This is a genomic window from Bradyrhizobium sp. 132 (genome assembly GCF_023074185.1).
GTDB lineage: Bacteria > Pseudomonadota > Alphaproteobacteria > Rhizobiales > Xanthobacteraceae > Bradyrhizobium.
On record NZ_JADPKY010000159.1, the window covers coordinates 51,348 to 67,143 of the forward strand.

Annotated in this window: 13 protein-coding genes and 1 pseudogene; 5 read left to right on the forward strand and 9 right to left on the reverse strand. The window is 64.5% G+C overall.

Features of this window, described 5'->3' with window-relative positions; translation table 11 throughout:
- The first annotated feature begins 88 nt into the window (after positions 1-88).
- The 4 genes from IVA74_RS35175 to IVA74_RS35190 all read left to right on the forward strand — a co-directional run bounded on the left by IVA74_RS35175 (position 89) and on the right by IVA74_RS35190 (position 2,606).
- A complete protein-coding gene (locus IVA74_RS35175) occupies positions 89-1,213 on the forward strand; it encodes a flagellar basal body P-ring protein FlgI (protein WP_247351972.1) in 1,125 nt (374 codons plus the stop codon).
- Positions 1,213-1,578 (forward strand): flagellar assembly peptidoglycan hydrolase FlgJ, encoded by a 366-nt coding sequence (gene flgJ, locus IVA74_RS35180; protein ID WP_247351973.1) that lies wholly within the window; start codon positions 1,213-1,215, stop codon positions 1,576-1,578. The genes IVA74_RS35175 and flgJ overlap by 1 nt, the downstream gene beginning before the upstream one ends.
- An 11-nt stretch (positions 1,579-1,589) precedes the next feature.
- Entirely contained in the window at positions 1,590-2,087 is a 498-nt protein-coding gene (locus tag IVA74_RS35185; RefSeq protein ID WP_247351975.1) for a hypothetical protein, read from the forward strand.
- Between the two features lie 159 nt (positions 2,088-2,246).
- Complete coding sequence (locus tag IVA74_RS35190) at positions 2,247-2,606, forward strand: hypothetical protein (RefSeq protein WP_247351977.1); 360 nt, start codon at positions 2,247-2,249, stop codon at positions 2,604-2,606.
- On the opposite strand, the gene IVA74_RS35195 is transcribed toward IVA74_RS35190, so the two are convergent.
- The 5 genes from IVA74_RS35195 to IVA74_RS35215 form a co-directional block, all read right to left on the reverse strand.
- Entirely contained in the window at positions 2,596-2,754 is a 159-nt protein-coding gene (locus IVA74_RS35195) for a hypothetical protein (RefSeq protein ID WP_247351979.1), read from the reverse strand. The two genes, IVA74_RS35190 and IVA74_RS35195, sit on opposite strands and share 11 nt — an antisense overlap.
- Positions 2,751-3,119, reverse strand: a complete 369-nt coding sequence (gene flaF, locus IVA74_RS35200) for a flagellar biosynthesis regulator FlaF (RefSeq protein ID WP_247351981.1) — start codon at positions 3,117-3,119, stop codon at positions 2,751-2,753. The genes IVA74_RS35195 and flaF overlap by 4 nt, the downstream gene beginning before the upstream one ends.
- Positions 3,120-3,406: 287 nt before the next feature.
- A complete protein-coding gene (locus IVA74_RS35205; RefSeq protein ID WP_247351983.1) occupies positions 3,407-5,698 on the reverse strand; it encodes a DUF1522 domain-containing protein in 2,292 nt (763 codons plus the stop codon).
- A 215-nt stretch (positions 5,699-5,913) separates the two neighbouring features.
- Positions 5,914-8,193, reverse strand: coding sequence for a DUF1522 domain-containing protein (locus IVA74_RS35210; RefSeq protein ID WP_247351985.1), 2,280 nt, complete (start codon positions 8,191-8,193; stop codon positions 5,914-5,916).
- A gap of 325 nt (positions 8,194-8,518) precedes the next feature.
- Complete coding sequence (locus IVA74_RS35215; protein WP_247351987.1) at positions 8,519-10,798, reverse strand: DUF1522 domain-containing protein; 2,280 nt, start codon at positions 10,796-10,798, stop codon at positions 8,519-8,521.
- Positions 10,799-11,119: 321 nt separating this feature from the next.
- Here IVA74_RS35215 and flbT point away from each other — a divergent pair, with 321 nt between their 5' ends.
- Entirely contained in the window at positions 11,120-11,560 is a 441-nt protein-coding gene (gene flbT / locus IVA74_RS35220; protein ID WP_247351989.1) for a flagellar biosynthesis repressor FlbT, read from the forward strand.
- 99 nt (positions 11,561-11,659) lie between these two features.
- On the opposite strand, the gene IVA74_RS35225 is transcribed toward flbT, so the two are convergent.
- From IVA74_RS35225 to IVA74_RS35240, 4 genes and pseudogenes are all read right to left on the reverse strand, one after another.
- On the reverse strand, positions 11,660-13,165 hold the full coding sequence (locus IVA74_RS35225) for an aspartate aminotransferase family protein (RefSeq protein ID WP_247351991.1): 1,506 nt from the start codon (positions 13,163-13,165) through the stop codon (positions 11,660-11,662).
- Positions 13,162-14,415: a hypothetical protein gene (locus IVA74_RS35230; RefSeq protein WP_247351993.1), complete on the reverse strand. Its 1,254-nt coding sequence runs from the start codon at positions 14,413-14,415 to the stop codon at positions 13,162-13,164. Before IVA74_RS35230 ends, IVA74_RS35225 begins: the two co-directional genes overlap by 4 nt.
- 85 nt (positions 14,416-14,500) lie before the next feature.
- A pseudogene (locus IVA74_RS35235) lies at positions 14,501-14,908 on the reverse strand (hypothetical protein); the annotation flags it as partial.
- A 72-nt stretch (positions 14,909-14,980) separates the two neighbouring features.
- The gene (locus tag IVA74_RS35240; protein WP_247351995.1) at positions 14,981-15,766 is read right to left on the reverse strand and encodes a hypothetical protein; all 786 of its coding nucleotides are present in this window, start codon (positions 15,764-15,766) and stop codon (positions 14,981-14,983) included.
- Between the last annotated feature and the right edge of the window lie 30 nt (positions 15,767-15,796).

Here is a 15,796-nt window from a genome sequence, read left to right on the forward strand (position 1 = left end):
CACAGCGCTCGCAAGGACAGCGTCGGACCAGCTCGTCATGGGAGTGTCGTGAGGATCCGTCGATTTGAGGAGCCTCGGGGAGCAGAGGATGCCAAGCGTTCGTTGGGTGAGGATTGTTGGGGTGGCCTGCGCCGCGCTGTCAGCGCTGGCGCTCTCGGTCACGTCTGCAAGCGCGACATCGCGCATCAAAGATCTCGCCAACATCGAAGGCGTGCGGCAGAACCAGCTCATCGGCTACGGCCTCGTCGTCGGCCTCAACGGCACCGGCGACACCCTCAACAACATCCCCTTCACCAAGCAGTCGCTGCAAGCGATGCTCGAGCGCATGGGCGTCAACATCCGCGGCGCCACCATCCGCACCGGCAACGTCGCCGCCGTCATGGTGACAGGCAATCTGCCGGCCTTCGCCACCCAGGGCACGCGCATGGACGTCACCGTCTCTGCGCTCGGCGACGCCAAGAATCTCCAGGGCGGCACCCTGCTCGTCACCCCCCTCCTCGGCGCCGACGGCAACGTCTACTCGGTCGCACAGGGCTCGCTCGCGATCTCCGGCTTCCAGGCCGAGGGCGAAGCGGCGAAAATCGTGCGTGGCGTGCCGACCGTCGGACGCATCGCCAACGGCGCCATCATCGAGCGCGAGATCGAGTTCGCGCTCAATCGCCTGCCCAACGTCCGCCTTGCGCTGCGCAACGCCGACTTCACCACGGCCAAGCGGATCGCCGCCGCGATCAACGACTATCTCGGCGTCAAAACCGCCGAGCCGATCGACCCGTCGACGGTGCAGCTTGCGATCCCGCCGGAGTTCAAGGGCAACGTCGTCGCCTTTCTCACCGAGATCGAGCAGCTCCAGGTCGAGCCGGATCTCGCCGCCAAGATCATCATCGACGAACGCAGCGGCATCATCGTGATGGGCCGCGACGTCCGCGTCGCCACCGTTGCAGTCGCACAAGGCAACCTCACCGTCACGATCTCCGAGAGCCCGCAGGTGAGCCAGCCCAACCCGCTGTCGCGGGGACGGACCGTGGTCGCGCCGCGCAGCAGTGTCAGCGTCACCGAGGACGGCAAGAAGTTCGCCGTCGTCAAGGACGGCGTCTCGCTTCAGCAGCTCGTCGACGGCCTCAACGGCCTCGGCATCGGCCCGCGCGATCTCATCAGCATCCTGCAGGCGATCAAGGCCGCCGGTGCGATCGAAGCCGACATCGAGGTGATGTGATGCAGACCGGCATGGTCAACACCGCACGCGTCGCCAGCTCTGCCTTCTCGGTGGAGAGCCGCAACGGCCGGCCGGATTTCGACCTCGCCGCGGCCCTGCAGAAGGTCCCGCAGAAGCAGCAGGCCAAGGCGCAGAAGACCGCCACCGACTTCGAGGCGATGTTCCTCAACAGCATGTTCTCGCAGATGACCTCGAGTCTGAAGGGCGAAGGTCCGTTCGGCGACACGCCGGGCACCGGCGTGTGGCGCTCGATGTTGACCGAGCAATATTCCAAGAACTTCGCCAACGCCGGCGGCGTCGGCGTCGCCACCGAAGTCTATCGCACCCTCATCATGCAGCAGGCGAAAACCATCCGCACGGCATAAGGTCAAACGAGATGAACCACTTCAACGCCTCGCGTCAGCCGGTGCAAGCGCAGCGCCCGAACACCGCACCCGGCAGCGCCGAGGCGCGCAAGGTCGCCGAGCAGTTGATGGATGCGATGAGCGCCCTGCTCGGAGTGATCGAGCGCGAGACCGAGCTCGTGCGCGCCGGACAGGTCCGCGAGGCGATGACCCTCGAGAGCAAGAAGCAAGAGCTGTCGCGAAACTATGTCGGCGCCGTCAGCCAGTTGAAGGCCAACCAGGCCCAACTCGCGAAATCCGAACCCGAACTGCTCTCGACGCTGCATCGGCACCACGATGCATTCCGCGCGATGCTCCAGGTCAATCTCACCGTGCTCGCAACCGCACACGCGGTCTCGGAAAGCGTCGTGCGCGGCGTCAATGCCGAGATCCAGAAGCGCAACGTGCCGAACACCTACACGGCCGCGGGGCGGCGCGCCGCTCCGGGCCCGCGCCACATCACCCCGCTGGCGGTCAGCCGCTCGCTCTGAGCGCGCGCAAGAACAAGCGACAATTTTACGAAAAACCGCGCGGCAACGTGGTCGCGCGGTTAGGCACGTTTCCTTACCGGGTCTTCAATCCTGGTGTTCCATGGTTGCGCATTGAGAGGGGTTGGGATTTGACTCACGTGAGGCAACCAGGAGGCTGCCATGAGTACAGATTTCAGCATCAGGCCGGTGGGGATACCGGCTGCCGTGCAGATCGTAACGACGTCGAACGCGGCGGCACACGAAGCCGTGCAAACCGAGCTGCCAGTGAGCCAGACAGTGGCCGCTGGCGATGCGAGCGCGCCTGCACGCAATGATTTGCGGAGCAACGAAAACGTCTCACGCCAGGTCGTGTTCGACCAGGCGGCGGCGTCCTTCGTCTTCCAGGTCGTCAACGACAGGACCGACGCCGTGGTCAACCAGTTCCCCGACGAAGCAATGCTTCGCCGGCGGGCCTATTTCCATGCGCAGGATTTGAAATCCGAGCCCTCGCGTCCGGCCAGCACCGACCTCAGCGCCTGACGATCAGGCGTCGAGCGTCGCAACGGCAGTGTCGAGATAGCTCGACCCGGTCGCAGGATCGGTGACGACGTTCCTTGATCTGCGCCTTGCCGGCATCCGTCAGCATCAACTTGGTGTTGCCGAAGCGGAACGAGCCGTCCTTGATCACGGACGGCCGGACAGACCGGCGGCGATATTGCGGTTGATCTCGATCAGCGGACGGAAGTGATCGAACTGCGGACTCATCTGCAGCGCGGCGGTCTGGCTCAGCACGAACACGCTGATGTTGGCGATCTTCTGCCGGACGTCGAGCGGCTGCGGATTGTTCTCGCGCATGGCCTCGCTCAGGAAAATCGTCCAGAGCTTGCGATTGAACATCAGGGCTTGCGTGGTCTGCTCGCTGAACGGCTCGGCGTTGTTGATCGCATCCTGAAGCTTGTTGGCAGCCTTGAGCAGGGTCTGCGCCTCGACGTCGCGAGGGGATGCTGTGGTCGTTGCAACACGCGCGTAGGCCGAGGCAGCGGAATTCGACATCAATCACACCTTGGAGGTTACCTAGCCCGTTGAACGCGCTTAAGGATTTCTTTCCCAACCCTAGGCAGCACCGCTTAAGATTTGCTTACATGTGTGCTTGGAAGCACTCCGGAGTATTACGGGTCCCGAAGTCCTTCATCACGAAGCTAGATGTGCACGTGCACGCTGTAAATAAGCCTCGCACGATGCGCATCAATCTCAGCTAATCCTGTCTTAGCGATCTGCGTAAAATGAACGGCGGAGCCTTGGCCCCGCCGCGAAATCGAGTAGCGATCTTGCGCTGCGAATTAGCGGAGCAGCTGCAGCACGCTCTGTTGCGACTGGTTGGCCAGCGACAGCGCGGACACCGCGATCGACTGGCGAGTCGACAGCGCCTGGCTGTTCGCCGCTTCCTCATTGGTGTCGGCGAGCGTCAGGTTGGACGAGCCGGTCTGGAGAACGTTGATCAGGTTCTTGGAGAAATCCTGACGCACCTGGACGATCGACAGGTTCGAACCGAGCGACGAACCTTCGGAGCGTAGCGTGCTCGAGGCCGCATTCAGGCTGGCCAGCACCTTGTTGGTGGCACCGTTGTCGATGAAGTCCGTGCCGGGAACCAGATTGCTGAGACCGAGGCCGGCCGCGTTGAACACCACGCCGTTGATGCCGAGCGTCGAGCTGCCGTTCTCGTTGAAGACCAGCTTCAGCGTGTCGCCGTTGAGCAGGTTGACGCCGTTGAAGGACGAGTCCTGCGAGGTCGTGTCGATCTGCGCCAGGATGTTGTTGAACTGACTGACCAGGCCGGAGCGCGCCGTCTGCGCGACGGGATCCTGAATCGGGGGCTGCGCGGTGGTGAAGGCCAGCACGCCGGTGAGCGTACCGCCGACCGTGCCGCCCGCGGCAGTCGAGCCGAGGGTCGAGGACGCGTACTCGTTGACGGTGGTGACCGTAAGCACGCCGTTGGCGTCGATCGTCGCCGTCAGGTGGTTGGCCTGAAGCTGCACATTGAGCTGGTCGAGCGTCTTGACGGTGCCGTTGGTGCCGTCGCCGAAGGTGACGCTCACCGGGGTGCCGCCGTTAAAGGAGGTGAAGGTCAGCGTCTTGCCGCTGACGCCACCAACACCGGAGTTGCGGGCCGCGGCGAAAGCGGTTGCCGTTCCCGTGTTGCCGCTAAGACCGAAGGCGTTGAGCGCGTTGCCGGTGCCGGTGATCGACAGGTCGGCGTTGATGCCGGTCGAGAGCGCAAGCTGACCGCTGCTGTTGACCGACGACGGGATCTGGCCCGCGGTGGTCGACAGGGTCGCCGCGCCGTTGAAGATGCTGGCGGTCTTGACGCCGGTGGCAAGGTCGATCGAGTTGAGCAAATCGGTGAGTGTCGCGCTCTGGATGTAGACGGTCGAATTGCCGTTGCCGTCGGTGACGACGTTGCCGTTGACGCCGCCGGAGGTGACGCTCAACGCCGACTGGGGCGTCTGGGCGTTCTTGAAGGTGATGGTGTGGCCGTCGATGTTCAGGGTCGAACCGTCTTGAACAAGACTGCCCAGCGAGCCGGCCGTCGTCGACCGATTTGCGGTCACGTTGGCATTGCCTGCACCGGTCGCGGTGGTCAGACCGAGCGCCTTGAGGAAATCGGCCTTTCCGGTCAAGCTTACGTCGGCGCCGGTCGAGCTCTTCAGCGTAACCGCGCCGCCTCCCGAGATGGACGATGCCACCTGGAGCGTGCCGATCGGACCGGCCGAGCCGCTGACAACGATGGTCGCAGCGCCGGCGCTGATGGTCGCGGTCTTGACGCCACTGGCGAGGTCGATCGCGCTGAGGACGTCGTTGACTGTCGCCCCCGGTGCAGCCGCCGTTCCCTCATAGACGATCGAATTGCCGTTGCCGTCGGTGGCGATGTGTCCGCTGGGGTTGAGGCCCCAGCCGGTCGGCTGCGTGTTCGGAGCGACGCCGGTGCGGAAGGTGATGGACTTGCCGTTGACCGTGATGGTGTCGCCATCAGCGGGCGCCGTGCTGAAGGTGGTGGATGCCGTGGTGCCGAGCAACGTAGCGGTACCGGACAGTGCGGTGGTGCCATCGGCGGCGAGCGCTGCTGTTCCGGTAAAGGCGCCGGCGGTCGAGCCCAGCGAGGCGCCAAGTGCGGCGGTCCCCGTGACCGGGGTCACGCCACCGGGTGCGCCGGTATAGAGCACGTTGCTGTTGGCGGTCGCGCTTGCATAGGAGGTCGTGCCGCGCAGGTCGGCGGGCGTCGCACCGGGAATCGTGGTGGAGACGTTCGACTTGGTGGAATAGCCGACCGTGGTCTGGAGCGCCTGGTTGGCGATCGACTTGGCGCTGTCGATCAGCTTCTGCAGCGATGTGATGCCGGTGTTGGCCGCCTGGAGCACCTGCACACCGTTGTTGATGCCATCCAGCAGGTTGCTGATGTCGCTCGCCCGGTTGTCCAACCCCTGCGCTGTGAAGAAGTTGGTGGGATTGTCGAGTGCCGTGTTGACCTTCTTACCGGTCGACAGCCGCTCCTGCGTCGTGGCCAGCAAGTCGGCCGTCGACTGCAGCGACAACAGGTTCTGGCGAACGGACGCCGAGAGAACGATGTTGGACATTGGCGAGTCTTCCTCTTGAACCGGGTACGAATCGGCCGCGCGGTCTGGAAAGCGGGCTTTTGTCCAGTCTTAGAGGGTGTCCTTTAAAGTATGGTTAACGCCGGTTTAAGGGATAGGGTTAATGGCGGGTGAACGCCCCTGCCCGCCTCCGGACGCAAAAAAGAGCGGCGGGGCAACTGGCCCCGCCGCTCGATTTATTTAGTAGTTTCAGCTGCTTAGCGGAGCAACTGAAGCACGCTCTGCTGCGAGGTGTTGGCCAGCGACAGCGCGGAGACCGCGATCGACTGGCGGGTCGAGAGCGCCTGGCTGTTGGCGGCTTCGACGTTGGTGTCGGCCAGGGTCAGGTTGGACGAGCCGGTCTGCAGCACGTTGATCAGGTTCTTGTTGAAGTCCTGACGCACCTGCACCACCGAGAGGTTCGAACCGAGCGCTGAGGCTTCCGAGCGCAGCGTGCTCGACGCGGCGTTCAAATTGGTCAGCACGCGGTTGGACGCGGCGTTGTCGATGAAGTCGACACCGACGGTCAGCGCAGCGAGGCCGAGACCCTTGGAGTTGTAGGTCACGCCGGTGATGTTGAGGCTCGACTTGCCGGTCTCGTCGAACACCAGCTTGAGCTGGTCGCCGTTCAGCAGGTTGACGCCGTTGAACGAGGAGTCCTGCGAGGTCGTGTCGATCTGGTTCAGGATGTTGTTGTACTGAGACACCAGGTTCGCACGGGCCGTCTGCGCGACGGCATCCTGGACGGGGCTGGAAGCCGTCGAGAATGTCAGCGCCGAGGTGAGCGTGCCGCCGATCCCACCGCCTGCGACGGTCGAACCGATCGTCGAGGACGCGTAGTCGTTGGACGCCGTGATGGTCAGCCGGCCGTTGGCGTCGATCGTGGCAGCCAGGTTGTTGGCCAGAAGCTGCGTGTTGAGCTGATCGAGCGTCTTGACGGTGCCGTTGGTGCCGTCGCCGAAGGTGACGTTGACCGCCGTGCCGCCGTTGAAGGCGGAGAAGGTCAGGGTCTTGCCGGCAATGCCGCCGACACCGGAGGTGCGCGCCGCAGTGAACGCCGACGCGCTGCCGGTGTTGCCGGCGAGCCCGAACACATTCAGCGCATTGCCTGAGCCCGTGATCGACAGATCGGCGTTGATGCCGGTCGAGAGCTTGAGCTGACCGGACGTATTGATCGTCGAGTTCGATTGGCCGGTCGCGGTCGTAAGCGCAGCAACGCCGCTGGCGTTGATCGTCGCGGTCTGCACGCCGGTGGCAAGGTCGATCGCCTTCAGCACGTCGGCAACCGTGCCGGACTGCAGATAGACGGTCGAGTTGCCGTTACCGTCGGTGACGATCGCGCCGTTCGCACCATACCCGCTCGGAACGCTCGGAGCACCGGTCGTACCCGGGGTCGGCGCGTTCTTGAAGGTGATGGTGTGACCATCGACGTTCAGCGACGAACCATCCGTAAGGGTCGCACCCAGCGAGCCCGCGCTCGTGGTCCGGTTGACGGACACGCTTGCATTGCCTGCACCGGAAGACGTCGTCAGGGCGAGAGCCTTGAGCAGGTCGGCCTTGCCGGTGACGCTCAGATCCGCACCCGTCGAGCTCTTCAGCGTGACGGCGCCGCCAGCAGCGCTCGAGGCGGTCTGGCCGACGCTGGTGGCGATCGTCGCGGCACCCGCAGTGATCGAAACCGTCTTCACGCCGCTGGCGAGATCGATCGCGGTCAAGAGATCGTTGACGTTTGCAGCCGGCGTGCCGGCGGTGCCTAGATAGACGGTGGTGTTGCCGCTGCCGTCGGTGACGAGATTGCCGCTGACGCCCGAACCGGACGTAACCGCAGTCGAGGCCGGAGCAGAACCCGAGCGGAAGGTGATGGTCTTGCCGTTCACGGTCAGTGTGTCGCCGTCGGCGGGCTGGGCGTTGCCGACCAGACCGGTTGCGGTCGTGCCCGAAGTGGCGATCAGGGTAATGGTGCCGGTCAGGGCCGTGGTGCCGTCGCCGGCCGTTGCGCCAGTGCTTGCAAAGGAGCCGATGGTGGCGCCGAGCGTCGTGGTGCCGCTTGCCGCCGTGGTGCCGCCGGCCGTGCCGTTATAGAGCACGTTGCTGCTTGCAGTCGCGCTGGCGAAGGACGTGGTGCCGCGCAGGTCGGCCGCCGTCGCACCCGCGATCGAGGTGGAGACGTTGGACTTGGTGGAGTAGCCGACCGTGGTCTGCAGCGCCTGGTTGGCGATCGACTTCGCAGAGTCGATCAGCTTCTGCAGCGAGGTCAGGCCGGTGTTGGCGGCCTGCAGCACCTGCACGCCGTTGGCGATGCCGTCGAGCAGATTGTTGATGTCGCTGGCGCGGTTGTCGAGCGACTGGGCTGTGAAGAAGTTGGTGGGATTGTCCAGGGCCGAATTGACGCTCTTGCCGGTCGACAGACGGTTCTGTGTGGTGGCGAGGAGGTCGGCGGTGGACTGGAGAGACAGCAGGTTCTGACGAACCGACGCAGAGAGAACAATACCGGACATAACACTTACCCTTCTGGTTTACGCGTCTTCGTTCGATCGCTTCGGATCGAGTGACGGGGACAGCGTGCCGCGACATGGCTAACAAAGGGTGAAACGACACGCGCCCGCGTTAAGCGCGGGTTCACCATAAGTGCGCGGAAGGCGTGGTCGCGGCCGGCAATCAGGCTGAAATCATTGGCGTTTATCCGCGCTTACCCTCCATTAACCATAACCGCTGGTTACTTTTTCAGAGCGTTGCGTGGCTGCGAATGTCGGCTGACGCACGAAAAAAAACGGCGGAGCCGAAGCCCCGCCGCCGGATCTTGCTTGCGATGTCTTCCGCTTGTTAGCGGAGCAGCTGGAGCACGCTCTGCTGCGACTGGTTGGCCAGCGACAGCGCGGAGACCGCGATCGACTGGCGGGTCGACAGCGCCTGGCTGTTGGCGGCTTCGACGTTGGTGTCGGCCAGGGTCAGGTTGGACGAACCGGTCTGCAGCACGTTGATCAGGTTCTTGTTGAAGTCCTGACGAACCTGCACGATCGTCAGGTTCGAACCGAGGCTCGACGCTTCCGAACGCAGCGTGCTCGAGGCCGTGTTCAGGTTGGTCAGCACCTTGTTGGTGGCGGCGTTGTCGATGAAGTCGACACCGCCGGTCAACGCAGCGAGGCCGAGACCCTTGGAGTTGTAGGTCACGCCGGTGATGCTGAGGTTCGACTTGCCGGTCTCGTCGAACACCAGCTTGAGCTGGTCGCCGTTCAACAAATTGACGCCGTTGAACGAGGAGTCCTGCGAAGTCGAGTCGATCTGCTTAAGGATGTTGTTGTACTGAGACACCAGGTTCGAACGCGACGTCTGGGCAACCGTATCCTGGACGGGGCTGGAAGCCGTCGAGAAGGTCAGCGCCGAAGTGAGCGTGCCGCCGATCGAACCACCTGCGGCGCTCGATCCGATGGTCGAGGACGCGTAGTCGTTGGTGGTCGAGACCGTCAGCAGGCCGTTGGCGTCGATCGTCGCGGTCAGGTTGTTGGCCTGAAGCTTCGAGTTGAGCTGGTCGAGCGTCTTGACGGTGCCGTTGGTGCCGTCGCCGAAGGTGGCATTGACCGCCGTGCCGCCGTTGAAGGCGGAGAAGGTCAGGGTCTTGCCCGTGAGGCCGCCGACGCCCGAGGTCCGTGCCGCGGTGAAGGCGCTCGCAGTGCCGGTGTTGCCGGCAAAGCCGAGCCCGTTCAGCGCGTTGCCGGTGCCTGTGATCGAGAGGTCGGCATTGACGCCGGTCGAGATCTTGAGCTGACCAGATGCGTTGATCGACGAGTTGGTCTGGCCGGTTGCAGTCGTAAGCGCAGCAACGCCGCTGGCGTTGATCGTCGCGGTCTGCACGCCGGTGGCAAGGTCGATCGCCTTCAGCACGTCGTTAACCGTGCCGGACTGCAGATAGACGGTCGAGTTGCCGCTGCCGTCGGTGACGACCGCACCGCTCGCACCATACCCGCTCGGAACGCTCGGAGCACCGGTCGTACCCGGGGTCGGCGCGTTCTTGAAGGTGATGACGTGACCGTCGACGTTCAGCGTCGAACCGTCAGCGATCGTCGCACCCAGCGAGCCAGCGCTCGTGGTCCGGTTGACGCTCACGGTGGCGTTGCCGCCGCCCACTGCCGAGCTCAGGCCGAGAGCCTTGAGCAGGTCGGCCTTGCCGGTGACGCTCAGATCCGCGCCCGTCGAGCTCTTCAGCGTGACGGCGCCGCCGCCGACGCTCGAAGCGGTCTGGTTGACGCTGGTGGCGAGCGTCGCGGCACCCGCGGTGATGGACGCCGTCTTCACGCCGCTGGCGAGATCGACCGCGGTCAAGAGATCGTTGACGGTCGCAGTCGGGGTGCCCGCGGTGCCGAGATAGACGGTGGAGTTGCCGCTGCCGTCGGTGACGAGGTTACCGCTGACGCCAGAACCGGAGGCCACCGCAGTCGACGCCGGAGCAGAGCCCGAGCGGAAGGTGATGGTCTTGCCGTTCACGGTCAGCGTGTCGCCGTCGGCGGGCTGGGCGTTGCCGACCAGGCCGGTTGCGGTCGTGCCCGAAGTGGCGATCAGGGTGATGGCGCCGGTCAGGGCCGTGGTGCCGTCGCCGGCCGTTCCCGCGGTACCCGTGAAGGTGCCGAGGGTGGCGCCGAGCGTCGTGGTACCGCCTGCCGCCGTGGTGCCGCCGGCCGTGCCGTTATACACGACGTTGCTGCTCGCGGTCGCGCTGGCGAAGGACGTGGTGCCGCGCAGGTCGGCCGCCGTCGCACCCGAGATCGAGGCGGAGACGTTGGACTTGGTGGAGTAGCCGACCGTGGTCTGCAGCGCCTGGTTGGCGATCGACTTCGCAGAGTCGATCAGCTTCTGCAGCGAGGTGATGCCGGTGTTGGCAGCCTGCAGCACCTGCACACCGTTGGCGATGCCGTCGAGCAGATTGTTGATGTCGCTGGCGCGGTTGTCGAGCGACTGCGCGGTGAAGAAGTTGGTGGGATTGTCCAGGGCCGAGTTGACGCTCTTGCCGGTCGACAGACGGTTCTGCGTGGTGGCGAGAAGGTCAGCGGTGGACTGGAGGGAGAGCAGGTTCTGGCGAACCGACGAGGAGAGGACGATACCTGACATGACTCTGTTACCTTTCTGGTAAACGACGCTACTGTTACTCGTCTGCTTGGATCGAGATGGACCCAGCGACCGGCGGACCGTGGGGCGGAGTCCTCTAACGAAACATGAAATGGAATCGGCGCTTTTGCTGAGTCGGCGCGCGATTCGCCCGATCTGCACACGAGCGACGCTGCGCCGCCGGGCGATTTCGACGTTGATGTAATTGAGCTTTTCGGCGGCGTGGGCCGGGATTTACAACTCGTTAACTAGTCTTGATGGAGTATTGCGCCCTGACCCGCCGCAACACACGCTCGGTTACGAAAGCGTTGATGGAGAACAGGCATGGCCCTCAAGGTCGAGCTCAGACCGCACGAACGCATCATCGTCGGTAACTGCGTGATAACCAACACCGACCAGCGCGCCCGCCTTCTGATCGACGGCGACAACGTGCCGATCCTGCGCGAGCGCGACATCCTCACGCCGGAGACCGCCGACACGCCCGCCAAGCTCGTCTATCTGGCGGTCCAGCTCATGTACATCTCGCCGGATCCGCAGACCCAGCACGGCACCTATTTCAACCTCGTGCGCGACATCGTCACCGCGGTGCCGAGCTCCTGGCCGATCATCGAAGGCATCAACAACAACATCCTCAACGGCGATCTCTATCGCGCACTGAAGGACGCCCGCAAGTTGATCGCCTACGAAGAAAAGCTGCGGGGCCAGTTCGAGGCCACGCGTCCCAAGGCTGAAGCGGACCAGGACGACGTCAGCACCGCCGCCTGATATAGCCCGTTCGCGCGGCAGCGCTGCGCAAACGACCAGACCGCGCAAACGACAACGGCCCCGGATCGCCTCCGGGGCCGTTGTCGTTTCAGGCCTGCATCAATACTCCTGCGCCGCGAGCGGCGGCGCTTCGACCTCGATCACAGTATCGCGGCTCCGCCGTCCGCCGAATTCCAGCACCGCTGCGACCAGCGCGTCGATGTCCGTCTCGTCGGTTCGGTGATTGACGATCGCGGCGCGGATCGCAAACTTGCCGCCCAGCGTCGTGCTTGAGGGCGCCGCGATACCGGACTCCTGGATGTCGGCGACGATCTCCCGATTGACCTCATCGGGGGCGCGGTAGCGGAAGCAGACGATGTTGAGATTGACCGGTGCCAGCAATTCCAGCCGCGGCTCGGCGAGAACGCGCGTCTCCAGATATTTCGCCAGGGCACAGCTTCGCGCGATCACCGCGCCAAGCCGATCGGTGCCGAACGTCTTCAGCGTGAACCACGTCTTCAGCGCACGGAAGCCACGCGATAGATCGGGACCGAGATCACAGGGCCAGATCGCGCCCGCCGCAAGCCCTCTCGCCTCGCGGCGCAGATAGGCCGCGGGCTGCGCAAAGGCCTGCCGATGCTGCTCGCCGTCGCGCACCAGCAGAAAGCCGGCGTCATAAGGCACCTGCCCCCATTTGTGGAAGTCGAGCGCGATAGAATCCGCAAGCTCGATGCCGCCGATCAGCGGCGCAAGCTCGGGCGACAGGATCGCCAGCGCTCCGAAGGCGCCGTCGACGTGAAACCAGATTCCCTCCTCGCGGCACAGCTCCGCGATCGCCTTGAGATCGTCGACCGCGCCGATGTCGACCGTACCGGCGGATGCGACGACCAGGAACGGCTTGAAGCCGACATCGCGATCAATCGCGATCTGCGCACGCAGCGCGGCGACGTCGATACGATGATCGGCATCGACGCCGATCTTGCGCAGCGCATCGGTGCCGAGCCCGGCGACGTCCATCGCCCTCGCGACGCAACCATGCGCGGCCTGCGATGTGTAGGCGGTCAGAAGTGCGCCATCATTGCCGATGCCGTACTGCCGCGCCAGCGTGCCGAGCGCGCTCGTACGTGCCACCAGCACCGCCATCAGATTGGCCATCGACGTGCCCGTCACGAAGATGCCGCTCGCGCTGTCGGGAAAGGCGAACAGGCGGCGCATCCAGCCGACGATCTGGCGTTCGACCTCGATCGGCATGTGGTCGCGGCCGCCGAGATTGGCGTTGAGGCCTGCCGCGAGCATTTCCGCGAGCATGCCGACCGCGGTGCCGCCGCCATGCACCCAGCCCATGAAACCCGGATGGACATTCCCCGTCGCGTAGGGCGCGACGTGCTCGGCGAATTCGCGATAGACGTCGGCGAGATCGCTTGCCTCGCGCGGCACGTCGGCCTTGAATGCCGCACGGACGCCGTCGGGGATCGGCTGCCACACCGGACGTGCGCGAACGTTGACGATGCCGTCGATCGTCTCGTCAAGCATGCGATGGGCGAGCGCACGAAACTCGCTCCAGTCCTGTGGATCGAGCGAAGTGTGCGTGACGGAGCTTTGCGTGTTGCGGATGATCTCGTTCATGCTGCGCTCTCCTCGCCCGCTCTTGCATGCCGCGACAGCATCGTCGTGAATGCCGCAAATATCTTGCGCATCTGCGGCGGCTTGTACGGAAACACGGCCGGCGGATCCATGTTGTGCACGACGGCAGTATTGTCGGCTTCGAAGACCAGCAGCTCGCGGTTCTGGTTCTCGGCGCAATCGACGATGAAGTAATCGAGGCCGACGCGCCTGCTCATCTCGTCGAGCGCGGCTTTGTGGCGCGCGGCGAAAGCATGGTCGAAATCGAGCATGAAGACGGCTTCTTCGGCCCGCTTCTCTTCGCTGAACGCCATGAAGGCGTTGAGATACCAGATGTCCCAGCGATCGGCGATCGCCATGTGGCAGGCATAGGGTTTGCCGTCGACCATGGCGAGACGATATTTGCGGTAGAGCCCGTCGGGACTCGCATAGTCGACGAAACGCGCAAGGAAGAAGTCGTTCTCTTGCCGCTCGGCAAGATAGGCCGCGAGGGCCGCCGCGTCATCGAGCTTGGCGAGCCCGACGCCGGCATGCGAGCCGCGCGGCCGCGCGATCATCGGAAAGTGCAGTTCGCCCGCGATGTCTTCGCAGGCGACGTTCCCTGTCGAGAGATCCGACAATTGCGCGCGCGTCGCGTGGATGGTCGCGGGAATGTCGAGGCCGGGCACGCCCGCCAGCAACCGATACAGCTTGTCGCGATCGAGATTGCCGATGAGATCGGGGCGATTGAGCAGCGGCCGCGGCCAGCGCGGCGCTGCCTTCTCGATCAGCGCGAGCGCCTCCCGGCATTCTTCGGAATCGGATGCAATCACGATGGCGACGTCGTGCTCGGGCAGATTTTCCGGCAGGCCGATGCCCTTGACCACGTAGAGCGTCAACAGCTCAATGTCGGAGTCTTCAAGCAGGAAGTCGATCGGCGTGTTGCCGCCCATGTCGATATCGGCGGCGAGCGCGAGCACGCGCAGGCGGGGTTTTGGAACAGCGCAAGGCGTACGAAACAATTGGTGGAAGGAGAGTACCTCGGTCTGGATCACGAGCCCAGCCTCCTTCTCGCCGAGAAGCTGGGCAATCAGCGACAGATCCAGGCCTTCGCCCGCCTCCGCCGTCCCCTCATCGATCCGCGTCAGGAGCCGGTCGCGCAACGGATGCAGGTCGCCGCCCTCGAATGCCCGGCGCGTCAATTGCGCAAAGCCGATGCGGTCGGCATGGTTCGGCGCGGTCACGCCGATCGACGCGGAAACTGGATGTTGCATCTCACACCTCGAACGCGGACTTCTCGATCTTCACCAGGACATGGGTGATGCGATCGAGAACGTGTTGCACATTGCGTTGCGCCTGCAGGCCTTTCAGCACCAGCAGCGCGCCGCTGAAAGTGGGGTCGCCAAAGAATTTCGAGCCGGTGGTCAGCACCATGTAACCGCGGTCGAGATAGGGGCGCAGCCGCCGGCGGCCGAGCCGCGCCTGACAGGCGTCGACGACGATTTGAACCTTGCGCGGCCAGCGCCGCGCGATCTCATCAAGACACGCCTCGCTTGGGGCACGCCGACCGAGTTTTGACGAATCCATGATCTGCAACAAAACGCGCCGGCCTTGCGCGAGGCTGGTCTCGACCGCGCGCAGCACCGCTGCACCGGCGTCCGGGCGCATCGCAATGCCGGCCGCCATGTCAATCAGCGGCACCGCCATGCTATCGCCGGCGAGCCCCGTCACCGCGCCGTCCTTGCGCACGGCAATTCCGCCTGCCGTCTGCGAGATCGTCGAGCCGGTCGAGGAGGCGTAGCTGACAGACGGGATGCGCCGGCGCTCATCCCGAAAGCCTCACGCCGCATCGGCCGCGGCGGCAGCGGGCGCCGGTGCGAATTGCGAGGTGATGTCGCCGTGGAACACCGACGGCCCGACGTGATCGAGCGAGCTCTGGATGTCCGCCCAGATCTCGCCGCCGATGTCGGTCCAGCGCTTGCAGAAGGCGAAGTCCTCGGAGAGATAGGTGCCGGTCGCCGGATCGATCATGCATTCGAACAGGGCAAACCGGTTCTGGCTCGCCACCAGCGTGTCGTGCGAATGCTCGCGGAAGAATTGCAGGCTGGCGTAGTCCGGATGGCGGCCCATCGCCTCCAGCACGTGGCGCCGGATCATCAGGAAGCCGGTGCCGGCGTAGCGCACGCGAGTGAAGCCGTTGACCACCACGATGCGGTCTGGATCCTCGATCTCGAGCACGTAATCGAGCGATGCGGCCGGCACGTCGGTGCGGCCGGCTTCGATCGCGCGCTTCGCCTTGTCCCAATTGACCCGCTTGATCGGATAGCAGCCGGCAACGACATCCGCGCCGCACTCGATCAGCCGGAACACCTGCACCGGCTTGAAGCCGATGTCGGCGTCGATGAACAGGAAATGCGTCGCGTCGGGATCGTCCAGGAACATCGCGGCCAGATTGGCCCGCGCCCGCGTGATCAGCGCGTCGCCGTCCCGCAGCAGCACCTTGAGCTCGATATTGGCCATGCCGTGTACGGCGCGCTGGAGCGCGAAGATCGAGCTTGCATAGATGCTCGTCACCTGCCCGCCAAAACATGGCGTGGCCACCACCAGCTTCATCTTGTCCGACATCGGCAGCTCCGCCCCGCTCCAATCCTCACC

Coding starts and splice junctions, on each gene's coding strand:
- IVA74_RS35175 (WP_247351972.1), top strand. CDS start 89: ATGCCAAGCGTTCGTTGGGTGAGGATTGTTGGGGTGGCCTGCGCCGCG.
- flgJ (WP_247351973.1), top strand. CDS start 1,213: ATGCAGACCGGCATGGTCAACACCGCACGCGTCGCCAGCTCTGCCTTC.
- IVA74_RS35185 (WP_247351975.1), top strand. CDS start 1,590: ATGAACCACTTCAACGCCTCGCGTCAGCCGGTGCAAGCGCAGCGCCCG.
- IVA74_RS35190 (WP_247351977.1), top strand. CDS start 2,247: ATGAGTACAGATTTCAGCATCAGGCCGGTGGGGATACCGGCTGCCGTG.
- flaF (WP_247351981.1), bottom strand. CDS start 3,119: ATGTCGAATTCCGCTGCCTCGGCCTACGCGCGTGTTGCAACGACCACA.
- IVA74_RS35205 (WP_247351983.1), bottom strand. CDS start 5,698: ATGTCCAACATCGTTCTCTCGGCGTCCGTTCGCCAGAACCTGTTGTCG.
- IVA74_RS35210 (WP_247351985.1), bottom strand. CDS start 8,193: ATGTCCGGTATTGTTCTCTCTGCGTCGGTTCGTCAGAACCTGCTGTCT.
- IVA74_RS35215 (WP_247351987.1), bottom strand. CDS start 10,798: ATGTCAGGTATCGTCCTCTCCTCGTCGGTTCGCCAGAACCTGCTCTCC.
- flbT (WP_247351989.1), top strand. CDS start 11,120: ATGGCCCTCAAGGTCGAGCTCAGACCGCACGAACGCATCATCGTCGGT.
- IVA74_RS35225 (WP_247351991.1), bottom strand. CDS start 13,165: ATGAACGAGATCATCCGCAACACGCAAAGCTCCGTCACGCACACTTCG.
- IVA74_RS35230 (WP_247351993.1), bottom strand. CDS start 14,415: ATGCAACATCCAGTTTCCGCGTCGATCGGCGTGACCGCGCCGAACCAT.
- IVA74_RS35240 (WP_247351995.1), bottom strand. CDS start 15,766: ATGTCGGACAAGATGAAGCTGGTGGTGGCCACGCCATGTTTTGGCGGG.